Here is a 19,713-nt window from a genome sequence, read left to right as displayed (position 1 = left end):
TCAGTGCGCCTCGCTGCGATCACGGCCGAGGAAGCGGTCGCGGGATTCCGCCCACGCGGCGAGGCAGTCGGCATCGCTGGCGGCTGCCTCGCCGAGCTGCTGGCAGCGGCGCAGGGTTTCGCGTAGGGGATCGGCTGGCGGCTGGAAGGCCGGCGCAGGGGGCGGCGCGGAAGGTTCATCCTTCCGCGCCATGTCGATTGCAGTCGCCGTGACGGCGATGGCGATGAACACCACGGCCCCGAGCCGGGCCAGCATCTTGCCGTCCATGGCGAGCCTCCCGGTCAGTTGTTGCCGTTGTTGAACATCTGCGCATTGCCCGGCTGATAACCGCTGCCCGGCGTCAGGAACCGTTCGCGCTGGATGCGGCCCTGCTCGGCGGCGGTCGCGCGCTCCGCTTCTGTCAGCGCGTCGGCCCGGCCGTTCGCCGAGATGACCGCGATCAGGTCGGAAAGCTGCTGCGACTGGAGGGCGAGAAGCTGGTTGCCGGCCTGCGTCGCCTGCAATGCCCCGGTTGCGCCTTGGCTCTGGCCGACCAGCGCGGCCATCTCGGCGCGGTTGGTGTCGATATTGCCGACCGCGCCCGCCTGCACGCGCATGGCGTCCTGCAAACCGCCAACCGTGTTCTCCCAGCGGCCGCGCGCATCGGCGACCAGTTGGGCGTCGGTCGCCGATAGCGAGACATTGCCATATTGCTGCTGGAACGCTTGGTCGATCTGCCCGACCTCGAACGCGATGTTCTGCGCTTGGCCGAGAAGCTGCTGCGTGCGCTGGACGTTCTGCTGGAGCTGCTGGAGCGACGAATACGGTAGGCTCGCCAGATTACGGGCCTGATTGATGAGCATCTGCGCCTCGTTCTGGAGGCTGGTGATCTGGTTGTTGATCTGCTCCAGCGTGCGCGCTGCCGTGAGCACGTTCTGCGCGTAGTTGCTCGGATCATAGACGATGCGGCCGAAGCCGAATTGCGCATGGGCCGGGCTTACCAGCATGGGCGAAAGCGCGACGGGCACGGCGAGCGCCAGCGCGAGGGCCGAGGCCCCGACGATCTTGGGATAGGTCATGGAAGAATCTCCTGTGTGGGGTGGTTATCGAGCCGGGCCGGCGCGGCGGATTCCGGCCGGTCGGCAAGATTGGTGAGGTTCGGGATCAGGTCGGCCGCCCAATCGACGCCGCGCTCGCGCAGCCATGCGGCGAGGAAGCCGTCGCGGCCGTGTTCGGCGACGATCTGCGCAATGAGGGTTTGGTCGGATTTGGCGGATGCGGCGCAGAGCGCGAGGCCGACTTCGGACAGGCCAAGCTCGAACAGGCGATTGCCCCTGCGGCTTTGACAGTAATAATCCCGCTTGGGCGTGGCCCGTGCGAGGATTTCGATCTGCCTGTCATTGAGGCCGAAGCGGCGATAGATGGCTGTAATCTGCGGCTCGATGGCGCGCTCGTTCGGCAGCAGGAGCCGCGTCGGGCAGCTCTCGATAATCGCGGGCGCGATGTTGCTCCCGTCGATGTCGGACAGGCTTTGCGTGGCGAAGATGACGCTGGCGTTTTTCTTGCGCAGCGTTTTCAGCCATTCGCGGAGCTGGCCGGCGAACCCCTCGTCGTCCAGCGCAAGCCAGCCCTCGTCGATGATGAGCAGCGTGGGGCGGCCGTCGAGCCGGTCGCCGATGCGGTGGAACAGATAGGCAAGCACGGCCGGGGCCGCGCCGGTCCCGACAAGGCCCTCGATCTCGAAGGCTTGCACGTCCGCCGATCCCAAATGCTCTGTCTCGGCGTCGAGCAGCCGGCCATAGGCACCGCCGACGCAGAACGGCCGGAGCGCCTGTTTCAGATCGTTGGATTGCAGCAGCACGGCAAGGCCGGTGATCGTGCGTTCCTCGACCGGCGCGGAGGCGAGCGAAGTCAGCGCCGTCCAAAGATGCTCTTTGACCTCGGGCGTGATGGCGATGCCTTCGCGCATGAGGATGGCGGCAATCCAGTCCGCCGCCCATGCGCGTTCATAGGTGTCGTGGATTCGGGCAAGTGGCTGGAGCGAAACGGACGCCTCGTCTCCTTCCGTGAGGCCACCGCCCAAATCGTGCCAATCCCCGCCCATGGCGAGCGCGGCGGCGCGGATGCTTCCGCCGAAGTCGAAGGCGAAGACTTGGCTGGCCGCATAGCGCCGGAACTGGAGCGCCATGAGGGCGAGCAACACGCTCTTGCCCGCGCCCGTGGGGCCGACGACAAGGGTGTGGCCTACGTCGCCGACATGCAGACTTAGCCGGAACGGGGTTGAGCCTTCGGTCTTTCCAAAGAGCAAAGGGGGTGCACCGAAATGCTCGTCCCGTTCCGGCCCCGCCCACACCGCCGAAAGCGGGATCATGTGAGCGAGATTCAAAGTGCTGATGGGTGGCTGCCGCACATTCGCGTAGGCGTGTCCGGGCAGGCTGCCGAGCCATGCGTCAACCGCGTTGACCGTCTCGGGCATGGCGGTGAAGTCGCAGCCCTGAACGATCTTCTCGACCAGGCGCAGCTTCTCTTGCGCCACGCGCGGGTCGGTATCCCAAACGGTGACGGTCGCCGTGACGTAGGCCATGCCCGCCACGTCCGCCCCAAGCTCCTGCAACGCCATGTCGGCGTCGAGCGCCTTGTTGGCGGCGTCGGTGTCCACAAGGGCGGACGCCTCGTTGGTCATCACCTCTTTCAGAATCGCGGCGACGCTCTTGCGCTTGGCGAACCATTGGCGACGGATGCGGGTCAGCAGCCGGGTCGCATCGGTCTTGTCGAGCAGGATCGCGCGCGTGCTCCACCTGTAGGGGAACGGCAGCCGGTTCATTTCGTCGAGCAGGCCCGGCGTCGTCGCGGTCGGGAATCCCACGATGGTCAGGACGCGCAGATGCGCGTCGCCAAGGCGCGGCTCCAGCCCGCCGGTCAACGGCTGGTCGGCGAGCAGCACGTCGAGGTGCATCGGCACCTCGGGCACGCGCACGCGATGGCGGTTGGTCGAGATGGTGGAATGGAGATAGGTCAGCGTCGCGCCGTCATCCATCCAACGGCACTCGGGCATGAAGCCGTCGAGCAAGGCCAGCACGCGGTCGGTGCGGTCGATGAAGCCGCGCAGCAGCTCCCACGGGTCCACGCCGGCTTTCTCCCGGCCCTCATAGAGCCATGTTTCTGCGCGGGCGGCTTCCTCGGCCGGGGGCAGCCAGAGGAAGGTCAGGAAGTAGCCGGACACGAAATGCGCGTCCGCTTCCTCAAAACCGGCTTTCCGCTCCGCATCGACCAGCGCCGACGCGGGATCGGGAAACATGCTGTCGGGATAGGTCGCCGCCTCGCTGCGCTGCGCCTCGACAAAGATGCTCCAGCCGGAGCCGAGGCGGCGCACGGCGTTGTTGATGCGGCCGGCGACGGCGACCAGTTCGGCCGCGACGGCGGAATCCAGATCGGGACCGCGAAACTTCGCAGTGCGCTGGAATGAGCCGTCCTTGTTCAAGACGACGCCGGAGCCGACAAGCGCGGCCCATGGCAGATAGTCGGCAAGGCGGGTGGCGATGCGGCGGTATTCGGCAAGGTTCATCATGGACGCGCCTCCATCAAACCGCCAGATGACCGGGGATACGCAGATGCCTGCGCCCGACCTCGACGAAGAGCGGATCGCGTTTGGCTGCCCATACCGCGAGGAAATGACCGACCGCCCAGATGGCGATGCCAACCAGCCAGAGACGAAGGCCGAGGCCCACGGCCCCGGCCAGCGTTCCGTTCATGATTGCGATGGCGCGTGGTGCGCCGCCGAGCAGGATATGCTCGGTTAGCGCCCGGTGAACTGGGACGGAAAATCCCGGCACCGCGTCGAGTTGTTCAAGGCCGGCCACCATCAGACGAGCGCCCCGCCGCCGAACGAGAAGAACGACAGGAAGAAGCTGGACGCCGCGAAGGCGATGGACAGGCCGAAGACGATCTGGATCAGCTTGCGGAAACCACCGCCCGTATCGCCGAAGGCCAAAGTCAGGCCAGTCACGATGATGATGATGACGGCGATGATCTTGGCGACCGGCCCCTCGATGGACTGGAGAATGCTTTGGAGTGGCGCTTCCCATGGCATCGACGAACCGGACGCATGGGCAGCCGGTGCGAGAAACATGCTGATGGCAAGGGTGGATGCGACGGTCGCGGCGAAGCGATAGCCGCGCGAAAGGGTGTGGATCATGAAGGGTCTCCTATTCTGATGGTTGCGGGGTTGATGCGGTAGTCGCCGTCGGGGCCGAGACCTTCGACGCGGGCGAGTTCGGCCAGCCGTCGCGCGGAACCGCGCCCGGAAAGGACGGCAACAAGGTCGATGGTCTCGGCGATCAGGGCGCGCGGAACGGTGACGACAGCCTCTTGAATGAGCTGTTCAAGGCGACGCAGCGCGCCGATGCCGGTGCCTGCATGGATGGTGCCGATCCCGCCCGGATGGCCGGTGCCCCACGCTTTCAAAAGGTCGAGGGCTTCCGATCCGCGCACCTCGCCGATGGGGATGCGATCCGGGCGCAGGCGCAAAGAGGAACGGACCAGATCGGAGAGCGTCGCCACGCCGTCTTTCGTCCGCATGGCGACAAGGTTGGGCGCGGCGCATTGCAGCTCGCGCGTGTCCTCGATGATGACGACGCGATCCGCCGTCTTCGCCACCTCGGCGAGCAGCGCGTTGGTCAGCGTGGTCTTGCCGGTGCTGGTGCCGCCCGCCACGAGGATGTTGGCGCGGGAAGAAACGGCTGCGCGTAACGTCGCGGCCTGATCGGCGGACATGATGCCCGCCGCCACATAGTCGTCGAGGCTGAACACGGCGACGGCGGGCTTGCGGATTGCGAAGGTCGGGGCGGCGACCACGGGCGGCAGCAGGCCCTCGAACCTTTCGCCCGACTCCGGCAGCTCGGCCGAGACACGGGGGCTGCGGGCATGAACCTCCGCACCGACATGATGCGCGACCAGCCGAACGATGCGTTCGCCATCGGCGGCAGACAGGCGCTCGCCCGTATCGGAAAGCCCTTCGGACAGGCGGTCGATCCACAACCGCCCGTCCGGGTTCAACATCACTTCGACCACGGCCGGGTCTTCGAGCAGTCGCGCGATTGCCGGCCCCAATGCCGTGCGCAACATGCGCGCGCCGCGCTGGATCGCTTCCTGTCTTTGGTGGTTGGTTGTCATGTCGGCCCCGGCTTCTGGCGAGGCGCAACAGACGGTCCCCGCAACGGGGTCGATTAAGAAAGCCCGGAATTGGGCCGGTTCAACAAGTATCTAGCTGCGTGCGGTGATCGGCGGCGAACGGCGGTAAATAGGATGGGTCCGAATACTTATTCTTGATCGCCGTTGCTCTCGGACTCGTCCGGCAACGGATCGTCGGGAAGTGAGTCGAGGTCACGCGACAGCTCTTTGAGGAACCTGTCGCCGGTCGCCAAACGCCGGCCGAGATTCTGCATGAAGCCCTCGAACCGCTCCGCGCCTTTGGCGCGGGCTGCGGATTGTGCGGCTCCCGTAAGCGGCGGCGTGATGGTCATCCAGAAATGGATGAACTGCGCGACCGTCTCGCCGAGGACGGCGAGATCTAGGTCGAGCGTGTCGATCTGCCGGCCGAGCTTGTCCAATCGGCGCGACATGGCGGCTTCAAGCTGGTCGTCGGCATCGCCGGACAGGTAGGACATGACCGCCGCCTCCACGATGGCGGATTTTGAGACATTGCGGCGCAGCGACACCGAGCGACGCAGCGCCATCGCCTCGATCTGCGGAATGAGCGCGGGGTCGAAATAGATATTCAGGCGGGTGCGTGTGGTCATGGGCGTGTCCTCAAAGCTCGATTCCATCATCGGGGTTCATCGCCACCTGCCGCGCGACCATCTTCATGCGCTGGCGCATGGCGCGGGCCTTGGCCGCGTCAACGTCCGGCTCGTCGTCCAGAAACTCGTACTCCTGTTCGGGGGATGGCGGCGGGGCGACGATTTCCTCTTGGCTGGGCAATTCCGGCTCGCGGCGGATGCCTGCATTGGCCGGATCGCCTTCGGCCCCGTCTGCGGCGTTGGTCGCGGGACGGTTTTCCGCCGCGACCACGCGGCCGGACCAATCATCGGCGGATGGGCTGGGCGCCAGCGGAGCGGCAACCAGATCGGGCGGGGTCAGGATACGTTCCTGAAAACGTGCGTCCTCGAAATAGCGCGCCTTCTTCGCTCTGATCGGCGGCGTGCCCGCGACCATGACGATCTCGTCGGTGGGCGGGAGCTGCATGATTTCGCCGGGCGTCAGCAGCGGCCGCGCGGTCTCCTGCCGTGAGACCATCAAGTGCCCCAACCAGGGCGCGAGGCGATGGCCGGCATAGTTGGTGGAATCGCGCAGCTCGGTCGCGGTGCCGAGTGCATCCGAAACGCGCTTGGCGGTGCGCTCGTCGTTGGTCGCAAAGCTCACGCGCACATGGCAATTGTCGAGGATGGCGTTGTTCGGCCCATAGGCACGCTCGATCTGGTTGAGGCTCTGCGCGATCAGGAAGCCTTTGATTCCATACCCCGCCATGAAGGCGAGCGCCGATTCAAAGAAGTCGAGGCGGCCGAGCGCGGGAAACTCGTCCAGCATCAACAGCAGCCGATGGCGCTTCGCCGAAGTGGTCAGTTCCTCGGTCAACCGCCTGCCGATCTGGTTGAGGATCAGGCGGATGAGCGGCTTGGTGCGGTTAATGTCGGATGGCGGCACGACCAGATAGAGTGTGACCGGCTGGCGACTGCCGACCAGATCGGCAATGCGCCAGTCGCATCGTGCCGTCACCCGCGCGACCACGGGATCGCGGTAGAGGCCGAGAAACGACATGGCGGTGGAGAGCACGCCGCTGCGCTCGTTCTCGGACTTGTTCAACAGCTCTCGGGCCGAAGACGCGATAACGGGATGAACGCCAGCTTCGCCGAGATGCGGAGTGTCCATCATAGCGCGCAAGGTCGCCTCGACGGGGCGGCGCGGATCGGACAGGAAGTTGGCGACGCCCGCCAAGGTCTTGTCCTTCTCCGCATAGAGGACATGCAGGATCGCGCCAACCAGCAGCGAATGGCTGGTCTTTTCCCAATGGTTGCGCTTGTCGAGACTGCCTTCGGGATCGACCAGAATATCCGCGATGTTCTGCACGTCGCGGACTTCCCATTCGCCTTGCCGGACTTCGAGCAGCGGATTGTAGGCGGATGATCTGGCGTTTGTGGGATCGAACAGCAGGACGCGGCCATGCTTCGCGCGAAAGCCCGCTGTCAGAGTCCAGTTCTCGCCTTTTATGTCGTGGACGATAGCGGATGCGGGCCACGTCAGCAGCGTCGGCACCACCAGCCCGACGCCCTTGCCGCTGCGGGTCGGGGCGAAGCACAGGACATGCTCGGGGCCGTCATGGCGCAGATAGTCCCGGTCGTATCGGCCGAGCACGACGCCATCGGGGCCGAGCAATCCGGCCGCGCGGATTTCCCGGTCCTCGGCCCATCGCGCCGAGCCGTATGTCGCGACGTTGCGCGCTTCCCGCGCCCGGATGATCGACATGAGGATGGCGGCGGCAATGGCGAGGAAGCCGCCCGATACGGCGATGATGCCGCCCTCGACGAAGATCGCGGGCGCGTAGGCGTCGAACGAAAACCACCACCAGAAGAAGGCCGGCGGATAATAGACCGGCAGGCCCACCAGCTCGAACCACGGACTGCCAAGCTGGGGCTGGAAGCCAAGGCGGAACGCTACCCATTGCGTCGCCGCCCACGTCATCACCAGAACGATGGTGAAGACGACAGCGATTTGACCCCAAAGGATTCGGCCTCCGCGCAATGCAGGCTCCAGTCGGCAAAAGAGACGGAGCCGATCAGAGAGTAGGCAAAATCGGGACAGGCAACAGGAAAGAGGATGCCGGAGGGCTGCCGGATATTATCGACGGCAAATAGGACGGGTTGCCTTGGAAACGTCGCCGATGCTGGTGTCTATACCTTCTGGCGGAAACGAATCGCGGCTGGAAGTCAGTAGGTGCGGGACGGCCGGCCCATATCGCTGGCGAGGGTGAGCAGGTTGCGAAGCGCCGCGCTGCGGTTGGACGGCCACCAGATCGCCGAGAACGTGACAGGCTCCGGCTCGTCGGCGACCGGCAGAAAGACGACGCCGGACGTTGGCAGTAGCGCCGTGGCCGCGCCGACGATGGTAATGCCGAAGCCTTGTCCAACCATGGATAACAGCGTGCCACGCCCCACATCGAAACGAAGGATCGACGGCGTGGGCCAGCGCCCGGCAAGGCGTAGAACGATATGGTCATGAACCTGTGGTCCGGTGCCGCCATAGCGGACAAGGAAGGTTTCGCCGACCATCTCGGCCCAAGAAATTGCTGACTGGCCGGCGAGGCTATGCTTCTCCGGAAGCACGGCCATCAGCGGTTCAGTCCAGATCGGTCGTGCATGGCAGTCGGGCAGTTCGGGTGTGCCGGCGACGAACGCTACGTCCAGCCGGTCGGCACGAAGCTGCATAACCGCATCGCGGGCTGTTCCCTCGGTGATTTCGACTCCGATGCCGGGATGGTTTTCCCGATAGCGCCAGATCAATTCGGCAAGAAAGCTGCGCGGGATCAGGGCATGGATGCCGATATGCAGGCGACCACATTCCCCCGATGCGGTCATGCCAGCCGTCTTTACGGCATGGTCGAGCTGATCGACGCCGGCAGCGACGCGCTCAAAGAAGTGGCGGCCGGCTTCGGTCAGCCGGACCCCGCGCGCATGACGCTCGAACAGAAGCACGCCAAGATCATCCTCCAGCGCCTTCACGCGCGCGCTGACGCTGGATTGCGCCACCCCGAGCGCATTGGCGGCATGGCGGAAGTTGAGATACTCTGCGACGGCAAGCGCCTGCACATACGAGGCCATTGGGATGCGTGATCCCAAGGCTAGGCGTTCATACAATTTTCTAGCACGTCTATCTGCTAGAGGTGTATCGCTGCCTCGTTGATTGTATGCGCCGTGCAAGAAGAACGTCCCCAACTATGCGTTTCCTGTAAAGGGCAATCGCACACGAGACAGGGACGACGATCAAGGTTGCGTTTTGCAATGGCGAGCGGCCATCTACTCCTGAAATGCCCTAAGGCGTGCCGCCTTTATGGCTGCCGCCGAAATTGTTGGACAAGCCAATTTTCGTCGAGCCCGGTGCAAATGTTCTCGCGCCATCGAACCACTGATACCAAGCTGTGCAGCAATTTGTTTCGGAGTGTTCCCGCGCCCATACAGCCCCAAGCATTGGCGTTGACGCTCACTAAGCGAGAACTTCATGGGCTGCAACTTCCCAAGTCTCAGTGCAAGGTGGTGTAAGTAGGGAGCTAACGCTGAGATGAACCCTTGGTAGTGCCATCTCATTTTTTGCCATTCTTGGTTGGAGTGGAAAGACGTAAGCGTGATTAAAGCACGCTCGCCAGCATCCCCACGAATGGGAACTGATAATCCTTGGCGACCGACGCCAAAACTTTCCGCTTCCGAAAAAAGCCACCGGGTCGAAGGCTGATTGGATGCGAAATGCCAATCGAATGGCAATTGTTTTTCGATGCCTTGGGCAATTGGATCAATAGCGATGTATTCTCGATCAAAGTATCTCTTTTCCCACTCCGTCGAGTAAGTAACGAACCTTACCGTGTCATGGTAGGATTCTGAAATATCCGATGAAGCCATATAAGCTATGTTTTCTGCCCCTATGATATTTGATATTTCGCGAAGAGCAGGCCCAACGTCTCCATCTATTTGTATTTTATCTAACGTGATGATCGCATCTCGCAGCATGGACATGGCGAACTTGCTCCCTTAGCCTCCAGTCATTGTTTGGGCTGAGACGATTCCACCGCGTCTTGCGGCGCTTCTTATTATAGCTGAATACCCCTCTGCCTTCCCAACTGCCACGACACCGATCCGCCCTGCACGACGCCCATGACTTCGCGGCCGAGCTGGCGGTCGATGGCCGGTCGCCAAGGGACAAGGGTGAACTCATACGATTTCTCGACCACGGCGAACTTGCCGCTCGATAGCTGCACGGTGCCGGTGAACTTGCCGCTGACGCTCTCGCCATCCGCTGCTGCGCGGAACGGCAGACCTTTGCTCTCGGCCATCTCCGCGCCGACGCGGGCAACCTCCCGCTCGCGTAGTGTGGCGAGAAGGTTGCGCCTGTAGAAGATACGGCCGTTCCGTGCTCGGGTGGCGTCGCGCTGCTCGACATGATGCTCGCGGCGCTGGTCCATGGCCTCGCGCACCTGCTGGCCGAAGCCGGCCGGCGCAAGGTCGGCCGTCTCGCCATGGATCAGCCGCCGGTCCAGCCAGGTCGCGCCATCCGAACCGATCTGCTTGCCTAGATCGACCGGGGAAAGGACGCGAACGCTGGCCTGCCGGTCCCGCCCGGCGTCATAGGCGGCGGCGCTGCTGACCAGATCATCGGGGATGCGCCATTGGTCGGCGTCGATCCGCTCGACGATCCCGGCGCGGCGTAACGCCTCCAGCCGCCGGACATGGGCATCGACATAGCCCTCATAGTCGCCGCCGGGAACGCGGCCCTCAAACTTCGCCTGCTCCAGATGACGGCTCGGCCGATAGATGCCGTCCTCGGCGATGGCCGTGATGGTGCGGTCGGACGGTCGCGCAGCCGCTTCTGCCGGGCCGATCTGGATGACGCTGCCGATATGAGCATCCTCCAGCCGTTCGGGCGCGATCCCGGCGATGTGGTGGGTCCTGCCGTCGATCCCGTCCACTACGATTGTCAGGTTCTCACCCAGCTCGTCGGACAGGTGCTTGTCCACGACGCGGCCGACGATGGGCGTCTCGGGCGCACCGTCATGGATTTGGAAACTCATGGGATCGCGTTCTCCGCCTTGCCGGCCGAGCGCCTTCTGCATGGTGCGGATAATGTCGCCACGTTCGCCAAGCTCGCGCAGTGCCGGTTCCATGTCCTTGCTCAATTCCCAAACGGCGGGCGCGTGCTCGGTCGCCAGCCCCATCTTCTCCAGCTTGGTAAGGCGGCGCAGGCGTAAGGTGCGCTCGAACTGCCGCCTCGGCTCTGCCGGTTCATGGCGCAGGTCGAGGAAACGGGCATCGGCTTCCTCGGCCATGGCGCGGTCGATCCGGGTGAAACGGTCTTGGTCGATTTCGTCGGACAGCTTGCGGGTCTGCTCGATCTCGGTGACGGGGCCGAGTTCCAGACTGGCAAGCTCGCTGGCCCGTTCGCGCAGGCCGGCGGAAAGATAGTCGCCGTTGATGACTAGATCCCCGCCCATATCGTCGCGGCCGTTGACGATGACATGCACATGGGGATGGCCGGTGTTGTAGTGATTGACGGCGACCCAATCGAGTTTCGTGCCGAGGTCGGCTTCCACCTGCTTCATGAAATCGCGGGTGTAAGCCGTGAGGTCCGACAGCTCCGCGCCGTCCTCGGGCGAGACGATGAACCTGAATTGGTGGCGGTCGTCCTTGCCGCGATCAAGGAATGCGTCGCCATCGGCGCGGTCCTCGGTCGCCGAATAGAGCCGGCCGCGCTCGCCATCGCGTGACGTGCCGTCGCGCTGGACATAGCGCAGATGCGCGCGGGCGCGGCCGCCCTTCCACGCAGCCCGGACGCTGCGCTGCTTGACCATCACGCGGCGGCTGCCCGGCTGGCGATGATGCCAATGGCCAGAGATGTTGCGAGCGCGCACGAAGCTCGCGCCCCGGCCGCGCTTCACGCCCTTGCCGCTGGCGACCACTGCACGGGACCGGCCCGGCGATGACGGACGGGCGGATGACGGCATGGAAGGATCGCGGGAGGCTGCCGCCTGATGCTGGCGGGTGATCTTCTTGACCTGCGTGAAAAAGCTCTTGGTCTTGCCGGCCTTGGGCGTGTCGGATCGGATGCGGCCGGGCTTCGGCCGGAAGCGGTTTTCGTCGTCGGCGCTCACGGGCGCGACTCCAGCCAAAACCGCCGGAAAACGGCCGATATGGGCCTATGGTGCCGCTCGAAACCCTGCAAAGCCAAGGCTTTGCGCGAAGTCGCGGCACGCCGCCCCTCAAAACCATGGTGCCGGAACCGGCCATCTAAACAGTGTGCAGACAACAATAATTTCCAGAAGCGGCCCGATATGGTGCCGTCTTCTTTAATCTTGCCCTCCGCCCTTTCTGTCTTTTCTGCCCCTCCTGCCGGGAATCCTGCCGGGCGCAAACCTGCCCGACCGGATGCCGAAACCAGCGCCGCCGAGCGCGGGAACGCCGCCCTCATGGCGTTCTCCCATCGCTGGCGCTCGCCACGAAAATGCTGCCGTCCTGCGGCTCCGCACGGGCGGGGTCGCGCGCCGGAACGGCAGCGCGGCCGTCACCTGTTTGCACCTCGGACGGCGGCGCGGCGGCAGCTCGCGTGTCGTCCGGGCGCATGACGAATAGCGGTGCGTCGCGCCAGTCGGGCGGCGGTGCCGGTGGTTGCAACGGCGCATCCGATGGAGCCGCGCCGCCAAGGATCGGGGCGAGCGCGGTGACATAGGCGCGTGTCTCGGCGGGAAGCGGGCGGCCCGTCGCACGGTGCTCGTCATAGCGGCCGGGACCGGCATTGTAGGCCGCCAGCATCGCCGCGACATTGCCGTAGCGGTCGAACATTTCGCGCAGGTAGGCCGTGCCTGCGAGGATGTTGTCGCGCGGGTCATAGGGATCACGGCCGAGGCCATGGCGGACGCGCAGGCCCGCCCATGTGTCGGGCATCACCTGCATCAATCCCATCGCCCCGGCCGACGAAATCGCGCGCACATCGCCCGCGCTCTCGGCGCGCAGCACGGCGCGAATCCAGTGCTCTGGGATGCCGAAACGCTGCGACGCCTCGGCGATGTGCGCCGCATAGGGATGGGCGGCAGCCGGGCGCTCAACCGACGCGGATTGCGCGACAGCGACGCCCGATCCCGCGCAGGCGAAAAGCGCGCCGGCCAGTATCAGGACGGCATAATGCCATGCAGTCCTGTCTCCGCTTCGACACCAGCCTGCCAGCGTGCTCGCTGCGGTCAAGGGCAAGGCGCAAGCGCCGGCCGATGGCCGCCCCTGACCTTCGCTGTGCGCGCCGGCCGTCCGGTGGCCGAGCGGAACGAAGGGATGAGACGGCTTTTCCGCGAACAAAGGGATGACGATCTCGGACCGGATGGCGGGCCGGACGCGCGCGGCCGTCATTCGTCATCCTCGATCTTCCGGGCGTGCTTCCAACGCAGGGTCCAGACCGAAGGATCGTCGTTGGACTGGAACAGTTTGGCGCGGATCGGGAACGGGAAGATTGGCCCCTCCAATCGCATCGAAACGAACTCGCCAGCGTTCTCGCTGGAGTCTTTCCATGCGGGTCCGGCGTCCGGGCCGTCCCCGCTATCGAGGCGCACGCGATAGTCGGGGGCGTTTTTCACGTCGCTCGGTTTGGCCGGGACGATGAACAGCTTTTCGTGGAGGCCGAACGAATGAAGCTCTCCCGCATAGCCGGTTTCGGTGCGGGTGAAGGTGCCTATCTCTGCCATGGGAAATCTCCTGCGGTTGATTTTCGAGGGGTGGTTCAGCGGGTCGGCGCGCGCCACTCGTAGCGGCCGACGCCTTCCTCATCGGTCCAGAGCGGGACCGCTCGGCCGATGACGGAAACTGCGGGGATGGGTCCGAAATACCGGCCGTCGAGGCTGTCGCGGACTTCCCAATTCATGAGGAAAAGCTGGTCGTCGCCGATGACGCGGCAGCCCTGCCAGACGGGCAGATCGCGGCCGAGGCTGTCACGCTCCAGCGCCTCGCCCATGTCGATCCCGTCCACCGTGATCGTGCGGCCGGTGCGGCAAACCCGCTGTCCAGGCAGGCCCAAGACGCGCTTCAGGAGCGGGACGCCTCGCGCGATATAGCCGCGCTCGACCATGAAGGCGGCGAGCGGTTCGGGCGGCATGATGGCGACCAGCTCGGGCACGTCGAGCACGTCGGCCGGCTCGACGGTATAGAAGCCTACCGGCGCGCTGGCCGTGGCGTTCCAGATGAGTTTCGCAGGCCAATCGACTGCGCTGGCGGCGGCGATGCCGATGACGGCCAGCGCCGTCACGGTGAGCGTGCGGCGGCGCGTCATGGGTCGATCCTTCGGCGATGAAGCCAAGCGGCATGTCGCTCGGGCGTGTAGGCGTGCGGCTCCAGATTGGCGGTCAGCCGGTTGTGGACGTGCCGCCAGTGGTCCGGCGAGGTGTTGGCCGGATTGAGGCCGAGCGATTCCACGGCGTCGATAGCGGCAAGTGCGCGCTGCACCTTGGGCCAGCTATCGAGGCGCAACAGGATTTCGCCGCCGGGGCGCACGAAGGGCAATGTCTGGAACGGCTCGCCGCGACCGATGGCCCGCACAATGTCGATGCGGGAAACGACAGTGCCATGGTCGCCGCTTGCCCATCGCACGAAGGCGAAAACGCTGCCCGGCGCGAAGCCGACCACGCTGCGGCGGCGGTCGATGATCTGTTCGTAGCTCTTGCGGCCGAAGCGTATCCAGTGCTCGACCTTGCGTTTCTCGAAGGTCAGCTCGACCAATGTTGTGAAGGGCGCAGGCCCGTCCGGCAGCGGACGGCCGTGCGCGCTACGGCGGGCGCGACGGGTCATTGTTCATCTCCGATGATGTGCTGGGGGCTACGCGGGCGCAGCACGTCGAACGTGGCCGTCACGGCTCGCCCCTCCGAGCAGAACCGGCACCACGCTTCGCGTGCGCGCGCGTCAAAGAAAAAGAGTTAGCTGGGGTAACTGTTTCTGTTCTCGTCGCGTGTGGAGAAAGCGCCTCTTGCCATACCGTGAACGGTGATCTGACCGGCCCATGCCGGTCCACCACCAACCGGAATGGAGAAAGACGATGGACTACTTTGCAGGACTGGATGTTTCCCTTGAGATGACGAGCATCTGCATCGTGGATGCTGACGGGGCCGTGCTGAAGGAGGCGAAGGTTGCTTCCGAGCCGGACGACCTCGTGGCGTTCTTCGCGCAGTGCGGCATGGTGATGAAGCGGATCGGCCTTGAAACCGGCGCTCCGTCGCAATGGCTTTACGGTGGCATGGCTGATGCCGGTCTGCCCGTCGTGTGCATCGAGACGCGGCACGCTAAGGCGGCGCTGTCGGCCATGCCGAACAAGACCGACCGCAACGATGCACGCGGGATCGCCAACATCATGCGCACCGGCTGGTTCCGTGCCGTACATGTGAAGACGCAGACCGCGCAGGAACTGCGCTTCCTGCTGGTGGCCAGGCAGACGCTGGTGCGCAAGCTGATGGATATCGAGCTGGCGATCAGAGGCATGCTGCGCAGCTTCGGTCTGAAGATGGGCGTGGTATCCAAGCGCAACTTCGAGGCGCGCGTTCTGGAACTGGCCGGCGACCGCGCGATGCTGATGCGGGCGCTCAACCCGATGCTGACCGCCAGACGCGCTCTGGCTCTCGAATACGCCAACCTGCAAAAGGTGGCGATGGACTTCGCCCGTAACGATGACGTGTGCCGCCGGCTGATGACCGTTCCCGGTGTCGGCCCCATCGTGGCGCTGACCTATCGTGCGACCATCGACGTGCCGTCGCGGTTCCGGCGCTCCAAATCGGTAGGCGCACATCTGGGACTGACGCCGCGCGCCTACCAGTCTGGCGAGGTTGACTGGACCGGGCGCGTGTCCAAGAGCGGCGATGCGATGGCACGAGCGGCGCTTTACGAGGCCGCACACATCCTGCTCATCCGCGTGAAGCGCTGGTCGTCGCTCAAGGCGTGGGGGATGCGGCTGGTGAAGAACCGGGGGCATAAACGGGCTGTAACCGCTCTTGCTCGACGCATGTCTGTGCTGATGCATCGTATCTGGGTCGAGGGAACCGTCTTCATCTGGAAGACGGGCGATGGCCAGGTCGTGGCCCCCGCCGCAGTTGCCGGAGCATGAGATTGCCTGTCGGTCATCCGCATCGTGGGAGGCTGAGATAGGCTGAGAGATCCGCTGCGGCGGAGAGATGTCCCCCGAGGGGACGAGGGTTCGGGTGAGACCGTCCAGACTCTTGTCCGCATCGCCATCTGCGACTGCGAAGACGCGAGTTAGCTTGGCCGCCCGACCTTCCGATCCCTGCTTGTGGCGATCTTGATATCGACCACGGAAAGAAGCGTGAGCCGCTCGGGGTGATGTCGATGATCCGCTCATGGCGTGTCCTCCGGCTTGATGCCTGGGATCCACGGAAGACGGACAGATCGGGATGACTCTTTCGCTGCTTGTTGCGAACGCCCAAAATCATTGGCAAGATGATCGCGGGTGGCACTGGGCGCGTTCTTCACACCCACAGAAACAGTTAAAGAAGATTCTCTGTTAGATAAGTTAGCGGTCGGATTCCGCGTTTCAGGCCAAAGCGTTAGCTGCGGTTCGTGCGCCTGATCTGCCGATAGTCGTGCGCCTGATGTGCCGATACCGCGTGCGCCTGATCTGCCGATGGCATTAACAGGGTTATCAACAGTGCCTGTTGACGAATTATCGGGGCGGATGCGCAGCAGCTCGCGGCCGTCTTCCCGCTCGATCTGGAGACGGTAGCCGGGGAGTTGCTGGCGGGCCGCGATCCGGCGCAGGTCGAGCGCGAAATCAGACGGCCGGGCGAGGCTGCCGGATTTCTGATGAAGGTGCGCGACCTCGAAAATCCAGCCGTGGCGCTGGTGCCCGGCGTGCTTTCGGGCGACGCGGTAAAGCCATCGCTCGATGCCGCCAGTCAGTCGGAAATAGGCCGGGTCGATGGTCAGGACCAACGAACGGTCTATGACGCTGTTGTAGAACCATTCGGGCAGGACGAACTCCATGCCCTCGACGCGGCCGGCGCGCGTCGTCATTTCCTCCCACTCGTTGATCCATGAGAATTGCCGGCGACGCCAATGCGGGCCGTTGCGGATGGTGGTGGCGATAACGGTCGATTGCAGCCGCGCCAGCGCGGCTTTCAGAAGCCGGTATTGGTGGTTGCCGGTCGGCCGCCCGATGGCGCGCAACAGGTGGTAGGGCGTGAAGCGGAAGAAACGCGACGTGGTGAGGCCGTTGTTCTCGGCCGCGACGATCTGCGAGGCCGCCCATATCAGAACATCGGCGTCCCATATCGTCGCCATGCCGTGCTCGGGCATCCCGAACACCTGCACCTCTATGTCGGCGGCCTTGTAGAGAATCGGCTTGGTGCGCGGGGTCTTCGCCAGCGAGAAAAACGGCCGTTCCATCAAATCGCGCTGGTCACGCGGCGGCGCATCGCCCGTTGCGACCACGAAGGGGTCTAGGCGGCTGCGCTCGCTGTCCTCGGCCGGCTGCGCGGGGGCGTGATCGTCCTCGCGCAGCATCTAGCACTCGTCCCGTTCTTGGGGCGTGAGCGGACGCGCGGGAAAGACCGTGCCGGCGGTCTTGTCGCGGGTGGACTTACGTTCGCCGACCGCGCTCCAGTTCTCCAGATCGCGGACGGTGTAGAGGACGCGACCGCCGACCTTGCGATAGGTCGGGCCGGTGCCGTAGGTGCGATGTTTCTCAAGGGTGCGGATGGATATGCCGAGGAAGCGCGCGGCTTCCTTGGTGCGCAACAGGCGCGGCGGCAGGCCCGCAAGCGGGTTGGGCATGGATCACCTCCAGTCGGGATTCGGCTGCCAGAGGGCGGCAGCGGACTGTGGCGAACCATGGCGAGGGATCGGCGGCGCGTAGCGTGCCGCATTTGCGCCTATGCGCTGGCGGCACCCCCCTTTGGGGCGGTACGCGGCCAATAAATAAGGGATTTCAGCGGCTCATTGCCTGCTGCGCCGAAAAGCCAGAGACATTCCCACGCGGTTCGGTTAAGAATCGTAGCGGAGCAGACGCGCTGCTCTGGGGCGTCGAAACCCCTCACGAATGGCCGGTGCCAGCCAGAACGGCACCAACTCCTTGACCTATGGTCGGGGAGCCTGTGGCGTATACAACAGGCTTTCCGAGCTAAAGGCCATGGGGCCGTTTCGTGACGGTTTCGAACTCCCCGATCACCAAGAGTCAGAGAGAATCGTTTGCGGGGGCGCACCGCAGACAAAGCTCTCTCGGATATGGGGAATGACTATGCTAACTGCCGTCGAACTCGATCCCGATGTGGATGACGAAGCGCCGACCGGCGACGCCATAACCGTCTATGACGAACGGCATTACGTCACCTATCTGCGTTTGCTGGATGCGAAGGCCGAGGGCGCGGACTGGAAGGAAGTCGCGCGGATCGTGCTGCACCGCGATCCGGTGGCCGAGGAACTTCGGACGCGCCGTTGCTGGCAAAGCCATCTCGAACGCGCGCAATGGCTTTCACGCGAAGGGTATCGGCGGATTCTAGAGCAGGAGGCGGCCATTCGGCGGACATAAAGGCTTGAATGAAAAAGCTGATGAATCCAAAGTCACCTACAGTGACGATTGATAATTAACCAAGCATAAGTTGACTTGAGTAGTCGCAGATTGTGGAGTTTGTAATATTGGATGAAAGATCGCTGATCGACGCTCGGGACAAGCTCCTTGAAACGGCTGTAGGGTTCTTCTCTGCCGACCCGGCCGTTGTCGGCGTTTTCCTTGGCGGCTCGCTCGCGGCCGGCAGCGCCGACGCCTGGTCGGATATTGATTTGCGGGTTGTCGTGACGTCTGACCGTCATAGCCACTATGTCGATCAGCGCCGGGAGATTCCGAAGCAATGGTCGGGCTTCTTGTTCAATGAGTGGGTGCCCGGCGCGCAGCATTGCGTTTCCCATTTCCGGCCGTTCGGGAAGATCGACATCTTCTATTATGATGCCGCTGCGCTCACTCCGTCCCCTTGGTATCGTCTGCCGATCAGGATTTTGCATGACCCTGAGGGGTTCGTTGCGGATCTTGTAGAGCGTTCGGCCGAGTTGTCGTTCACGGTTTCCGCCGACGATCTAGATTTTTCGATCAGCAAGGGCTTGGCGGCCGGAGGACCGGAGTAAATAGCACTCTGGATGACTGGTATTCCTCCGACCGCCGGAGCACGTCTGCTGCGGTCAAGAATCGCTTGGCCGTTGCAAGCAGCTTCCAATGATCGGTATCGCTAAATTGCTCGGTCACGGCCACTCGCTGCTTCTGCCGACCTCAGCGAGCAGGCGCGGGACTGGAGGGCAACGGTGCGGCCAGTCGCATCAAAGCCGACACGCCAACGAAGCCACCGCCGACCAGACAGAAGATTTGCCGCCAGATTTCGGAAGGCACCGCCTCTTTGGTGACGCCATAGACCAGCGCATAACCCGCGACTGCGGCGGGTGCGGCAAAGATCAACGCCACGATCAAGCGAAGGATGGGAGTGCGCAGCGTCTCGAACAGCAGAGCGAGGATGCCAAACGCCACGCCAGCGGCAACGAGGCCAACAAGCCCGGCACCTATCACGCCGGAGCCGGTCTGATAGGCGGATTGCGCAGCGGTCAATCCGAGCATGAAAGGCAGAGCATAGACTGCGAGCTTATAGGCCACGACGCAAAGGACGGCGACTAGCGCCACGCTCATCAACATCACGGCTACCATGGTTCTGCTCCTTCACGGTCTGCACGGACTGCCGTTACGTCGCTCCTGCGGTTGGGCACGGGTAGCATAATGCCAACCCGTGTCCCGTCTGTCGACCATCGGCGGCTTTTAGGAGTCATTTTGGAGGGCTATAGCGTAGGTGTAGTTCTCGGTTTCTTCGTCTCCCGCCCGCCACCACCTCTGATTTCCAACGGCCGCAGAGGCTTTTCCTCTTTCGTCGTACACACGAAAGTACAGTTGTGAATCAGGGCGACA

Annotated in this window: 22 protein-coding genes; 3 read left to right on the top strand and 19 right to left on the bottom strand. The window is 64.1% G+C overall.

Annotation, left to right across the window (positions count from 1 at the left end):
* The 16 genes from trbK-alt to MIC97_RS02635 form a co-directional block, all read right to left on the bottom strand.
* Positions 1 to 267, bottom strand: a complete 267-nt coding sequence (trbK-alt, locus tag MIC97_RS02710) for a putative entry exclusion protein TrbK-alt (protein ID WP_239798742.1) — start codon at positions 265 to 267, stop codon at positions 1 to 3.
* Positions 268 to 281: 14 nt separating this feature from the next.
* On the bottom strand, positions 282 to 1,058 hold the full coding sequence (gene trbJ / locus MIC97_RS02705; protein ID WP_239798741.1) for a P-type conjugative transfer protein TrbJ: 777 nt from the start codon (positions 1,056 to 1,058) through the stop codon (positions 282 to 284).
* Positions 1,055 to 3,547 (bottom strand): conjugal transfer protein TrbE, encoded by a 2,493-nt coding sequence (gene trbE, locus MIC97_RS02700; RefSeq protein ID WP_239798740.1) that lies wholly within the window; start codon positions 3,545 to 3,547, stop codon positions 1,055 to 1,057. Before trbE ends, trbJ begins: the two co-directional genes overlap by 4 nt.
* A 13-nt stretch (positions 3,548 to 3,560) precedes the next feature.
* Entirely contained in the window at positions 3,561 to 3,842 is a 282-nt protein-coding gene (locus MIC97_RS02695) for a VirB3 family type IV secretion system protein (RefSeq protein WP_239798739.1), read from the bottom strand.
* On the bottom strand, positions 3,842 to 4,174 hold the full coding sequence (locus tag MIC97_RS02690) for a TrbC/VirB2 family protein (RefSeq protein ID WP_239798738.1): 333 nt from the start codon (positions 4,172 to 4,174) through the stop codon (positions 3,842 to 3,844). The genes MIC97_RS02695 and MIC97_RS02690 overlap by 1 nt, the downstream gene beginning before the upstream one ends.
* Positions 4,171 to 5,151: a P-type conjugative transfer ATPase TrbB gene (gene trbB, locus MIC97_RS02685; RefSeq protein ID WP_239798737.1), complete on the bottom strand. Its 981-nt coding sequence runs from the start codon at positions 5,149 to 5,151 to the stop codon at positions 4,171 to 4,173. The genes MIC97_RS02690 and trbB overlap by 4 nt, the downstream gene beginning before the upstream one ends.
* Before the next feature lie 146 nt (positions 5,152 to 5,297).
* Positions 5,298 to 5,777: a CopG family transcriptional regulator gene (locus tag MIC97_RS02680; protein WP_239798736.1), complete on the bottom strand. Its 480-nt coding sequence runs from the start codon at positions 5,775 to 5,777 to the stop codon at positions 5,298 to 5,300.
* A 10-nt stretch (positions 5,778 to 5,787) separates the two neighbouring features.
* Positions 5,788 to 7,776: a conjugal transfer protein TraG gene (locus MIC97_RS02675; RefSeq protein WP_239798735.1), complete on the bottom strand. Its 1,989-nt coding sequence runs from the start codon at positions 7,774 to 7,776 to the stop codon at positions 5,788 to 5,790.
* 185 nt (positions 7,777 to 7,961) lie between these two features.
* Entirely contained in the window at positions 7,962 to 8,852 is an 891-nt protein-coding gene (locus MIC97_RS02670) for a LysR family transcriptional regulator (protein WP_239798734.1), read from the bottom strand.
* 195 nt (positions 8,853 to 9,047) lie between these two features.
* Entirely contained in the window at positions 9,048 to 9,758 is a 711-nt protein-coding gene (locus tag MIC97_RS02665; protein WP_239798733.1) for a LuxR family transcriptional regulator, read from the bottom strand.
* Positions 9,759 to 9,832: 74 nt separating this feature from the next.
* Positions 9,833 to 11,065 (bottom strand): DUF3363 domain-containing protein, encoded by a 1,233-nt coding sequence (locus MIC97_RS02660; RefSeq protein WP_275592380.1) that lies wholly within the window; start codon positions 11,063 to 11,065, stop codon positions 9,833 to 9,835.
* A gap of 818 nt (positions 11,066 to 11,883) precedes the next feature.
* On the bottom strand, positions 11,884 to 12,204 hold the full coding sequence (locus tag MIC97_RS02655) for a hypothetical protein (RefSeq protein ID WP_239798732.1): 321 nt from the start codon (positions 12,202 to 12,204) through the stop codon (positions 11,884 to 11,886).
* The gene (locus MIC97_RS02650; RefSeq protein WP_239798731.1) at positions 12,201 to 13,133 is read right to left on the bottom strand and encodes a lytic transglycosylase domain-containing protein; all 933 of its coding nucleotides are present in this window, start codon (positions 13,131 to 13,133) and stop codon (positions 12,201 to 12,203) included. The genes MIC97_RS02655 and MIC97_RS02650 overlap by 4 nt, the downstream gene beginning before the upstream one ends.
* Complete coding sequence (locus MIC97_RS02645) at positions 13,130 to 13,465, bottom strand: DUF736 domain-containing protein (RefSeq protein WP_239798730.1); 336 nt, start codon at positions 13,463 to 13,465, stop codon at positions 13,130 to 13,132. Before MIC97_RS02645 ends, MIC97_RS02650 begins: the two co-directional genes overlap by 4 nt.
* A gap of 35 nt (positions 13,466 to 13,500) precedes the next feature.
* A complete protein-coding gene (locus MIC97_RS02640) occupies positions 13,501 to 14,046 on the bottom strand; it encodes a S26 family signal peptidase (protein WP_239798729.1) in 546 nt (181 codons plus the stop codon).
* Entirely contained in the window at positions 14,043 to 14,561 is a 519-nt protein-coding gene (locus MIC97_RS02635; RefSeq protein ID WP_239798728.1) for a DUF2840 domain-containing protein, read from the bottom strand. Before MIC97_RS02635 ends, MIC97_RS02640 begins: the two co-directional genes overlap by 4 nt.
* A 244-nt stretch (positions 14,562 to 14,805) precedes the next feature.
* On the opposite strand from MIC97_RS02635, the gene MIC97_RS02630 reads away from it, so the two are divergent.
* Complete coding sequence (locus MIC97_RS02630) at positions 14,806 to 15,864, top strand: IS110 family transposase (RefSeq protein ID WP_239798727.1); 1,059 nt, start codon at positions 14,806 to 14,808, stop codon at positions 15,862 to 15,864.
* Between the two features lie 248 nt (positions 15,865 to 16,112).
* Here the strand turns inward: MIC97_RS02630 and MIC97_RS02625 are convergent, their stop codons facing one another.
* Both MIC97_RS02625 and MIC97_RS02620 read right to left on the bottom strand, forming a co-directional pair.
* Positions 16,113 to 17,276 carry a replication initiator protein A gene (locus MIC97_RS02625; RefSeq protein WP_239798726.1) on the bottom strand — a complete coding sequence of 388 codons (1,164 nt, stop codon included), beginning with the start codon at positions 17,274 to 17,276 and terminating at the stop codon, positions 16,113 to 16,115.
* Positions 17,277 to 17,546 (bottom strand): helix-turn-helix domain-containing protein, encoded by a 270-nt coding sequence (locus MIC97_RS02620; protein WP_239798725.1) that lies wholly within the window; start codon positions 17,544 to 17,546, stop codon positions 17,277 to 17,279.
* A gap of 463 nt (positions 17,547 to 18,009) precedes the next feature.
* On the opposite strand from MIC97_RS02620, the gene MIC97_RS02615 reads away from it, so the two are divergent.
* Both MIC97_RS02615 and MIC97_RS02610 read left to right on the top strand, forming a co-directional pair.
* Entirely contained in the window at positions 18,010 to 18,300 is a 291-nt protein-coding gene (locus tag MIC97_RS02615; protein ID WP_239801008.1) for a DUF2285 domain-containing protein, read from the top strand.
* A gap of 107 nt (positions 18,301 to 18,407) precedes the next feature.
* The gene (locus MIC97_RS02610; protein ID WP_239798724.1) at positions 18,408 to 18,890 is read left to right on the top strand and encodes a nucleotidyltransferase domain-containing protein; all 483 of its coding nucleotides are present in this window, start codon (positions 18,408 to 18,410) and stop codon (positions 18,888 to 18,890) included.
* Positions 18,891 to 19,032: 142 nt separating this feature from the next.
* Here the strand turns inward: MIC97_RS02610 and MIC97_RS02605 are convergent, their stop codons facing one another.
* The gene (locus MIC97_RS02605; protein ID WP_239798723.1) at positions 19,033 to 19,458 is read right to left on the bottom strand and encodes a hypothetical protein; all 426 of its coding nucleotides are present in this window, start codon (positions 19,456 to 19,458) and stop codon (positions 19,033 to 19,035) included.
* Positions 19,459 to 19,713: the final 255 nt, after the last annotated feature.

The sequence above is a fragment of the Aquamicrobium sp. NLF2-7 genome, from assembly GCF_022359935.1.
GTDB classification, from domain to species: Bacteria; Pseudomonadota; Alphaproteobacteria; order Rhizobiales; family Rhizobiaceae; genus Mesorhizobium; species Mesorhizobium lusatiense.
This window is presented reverse-complemented; position numbering and strand designations above follow the sequence as displayed.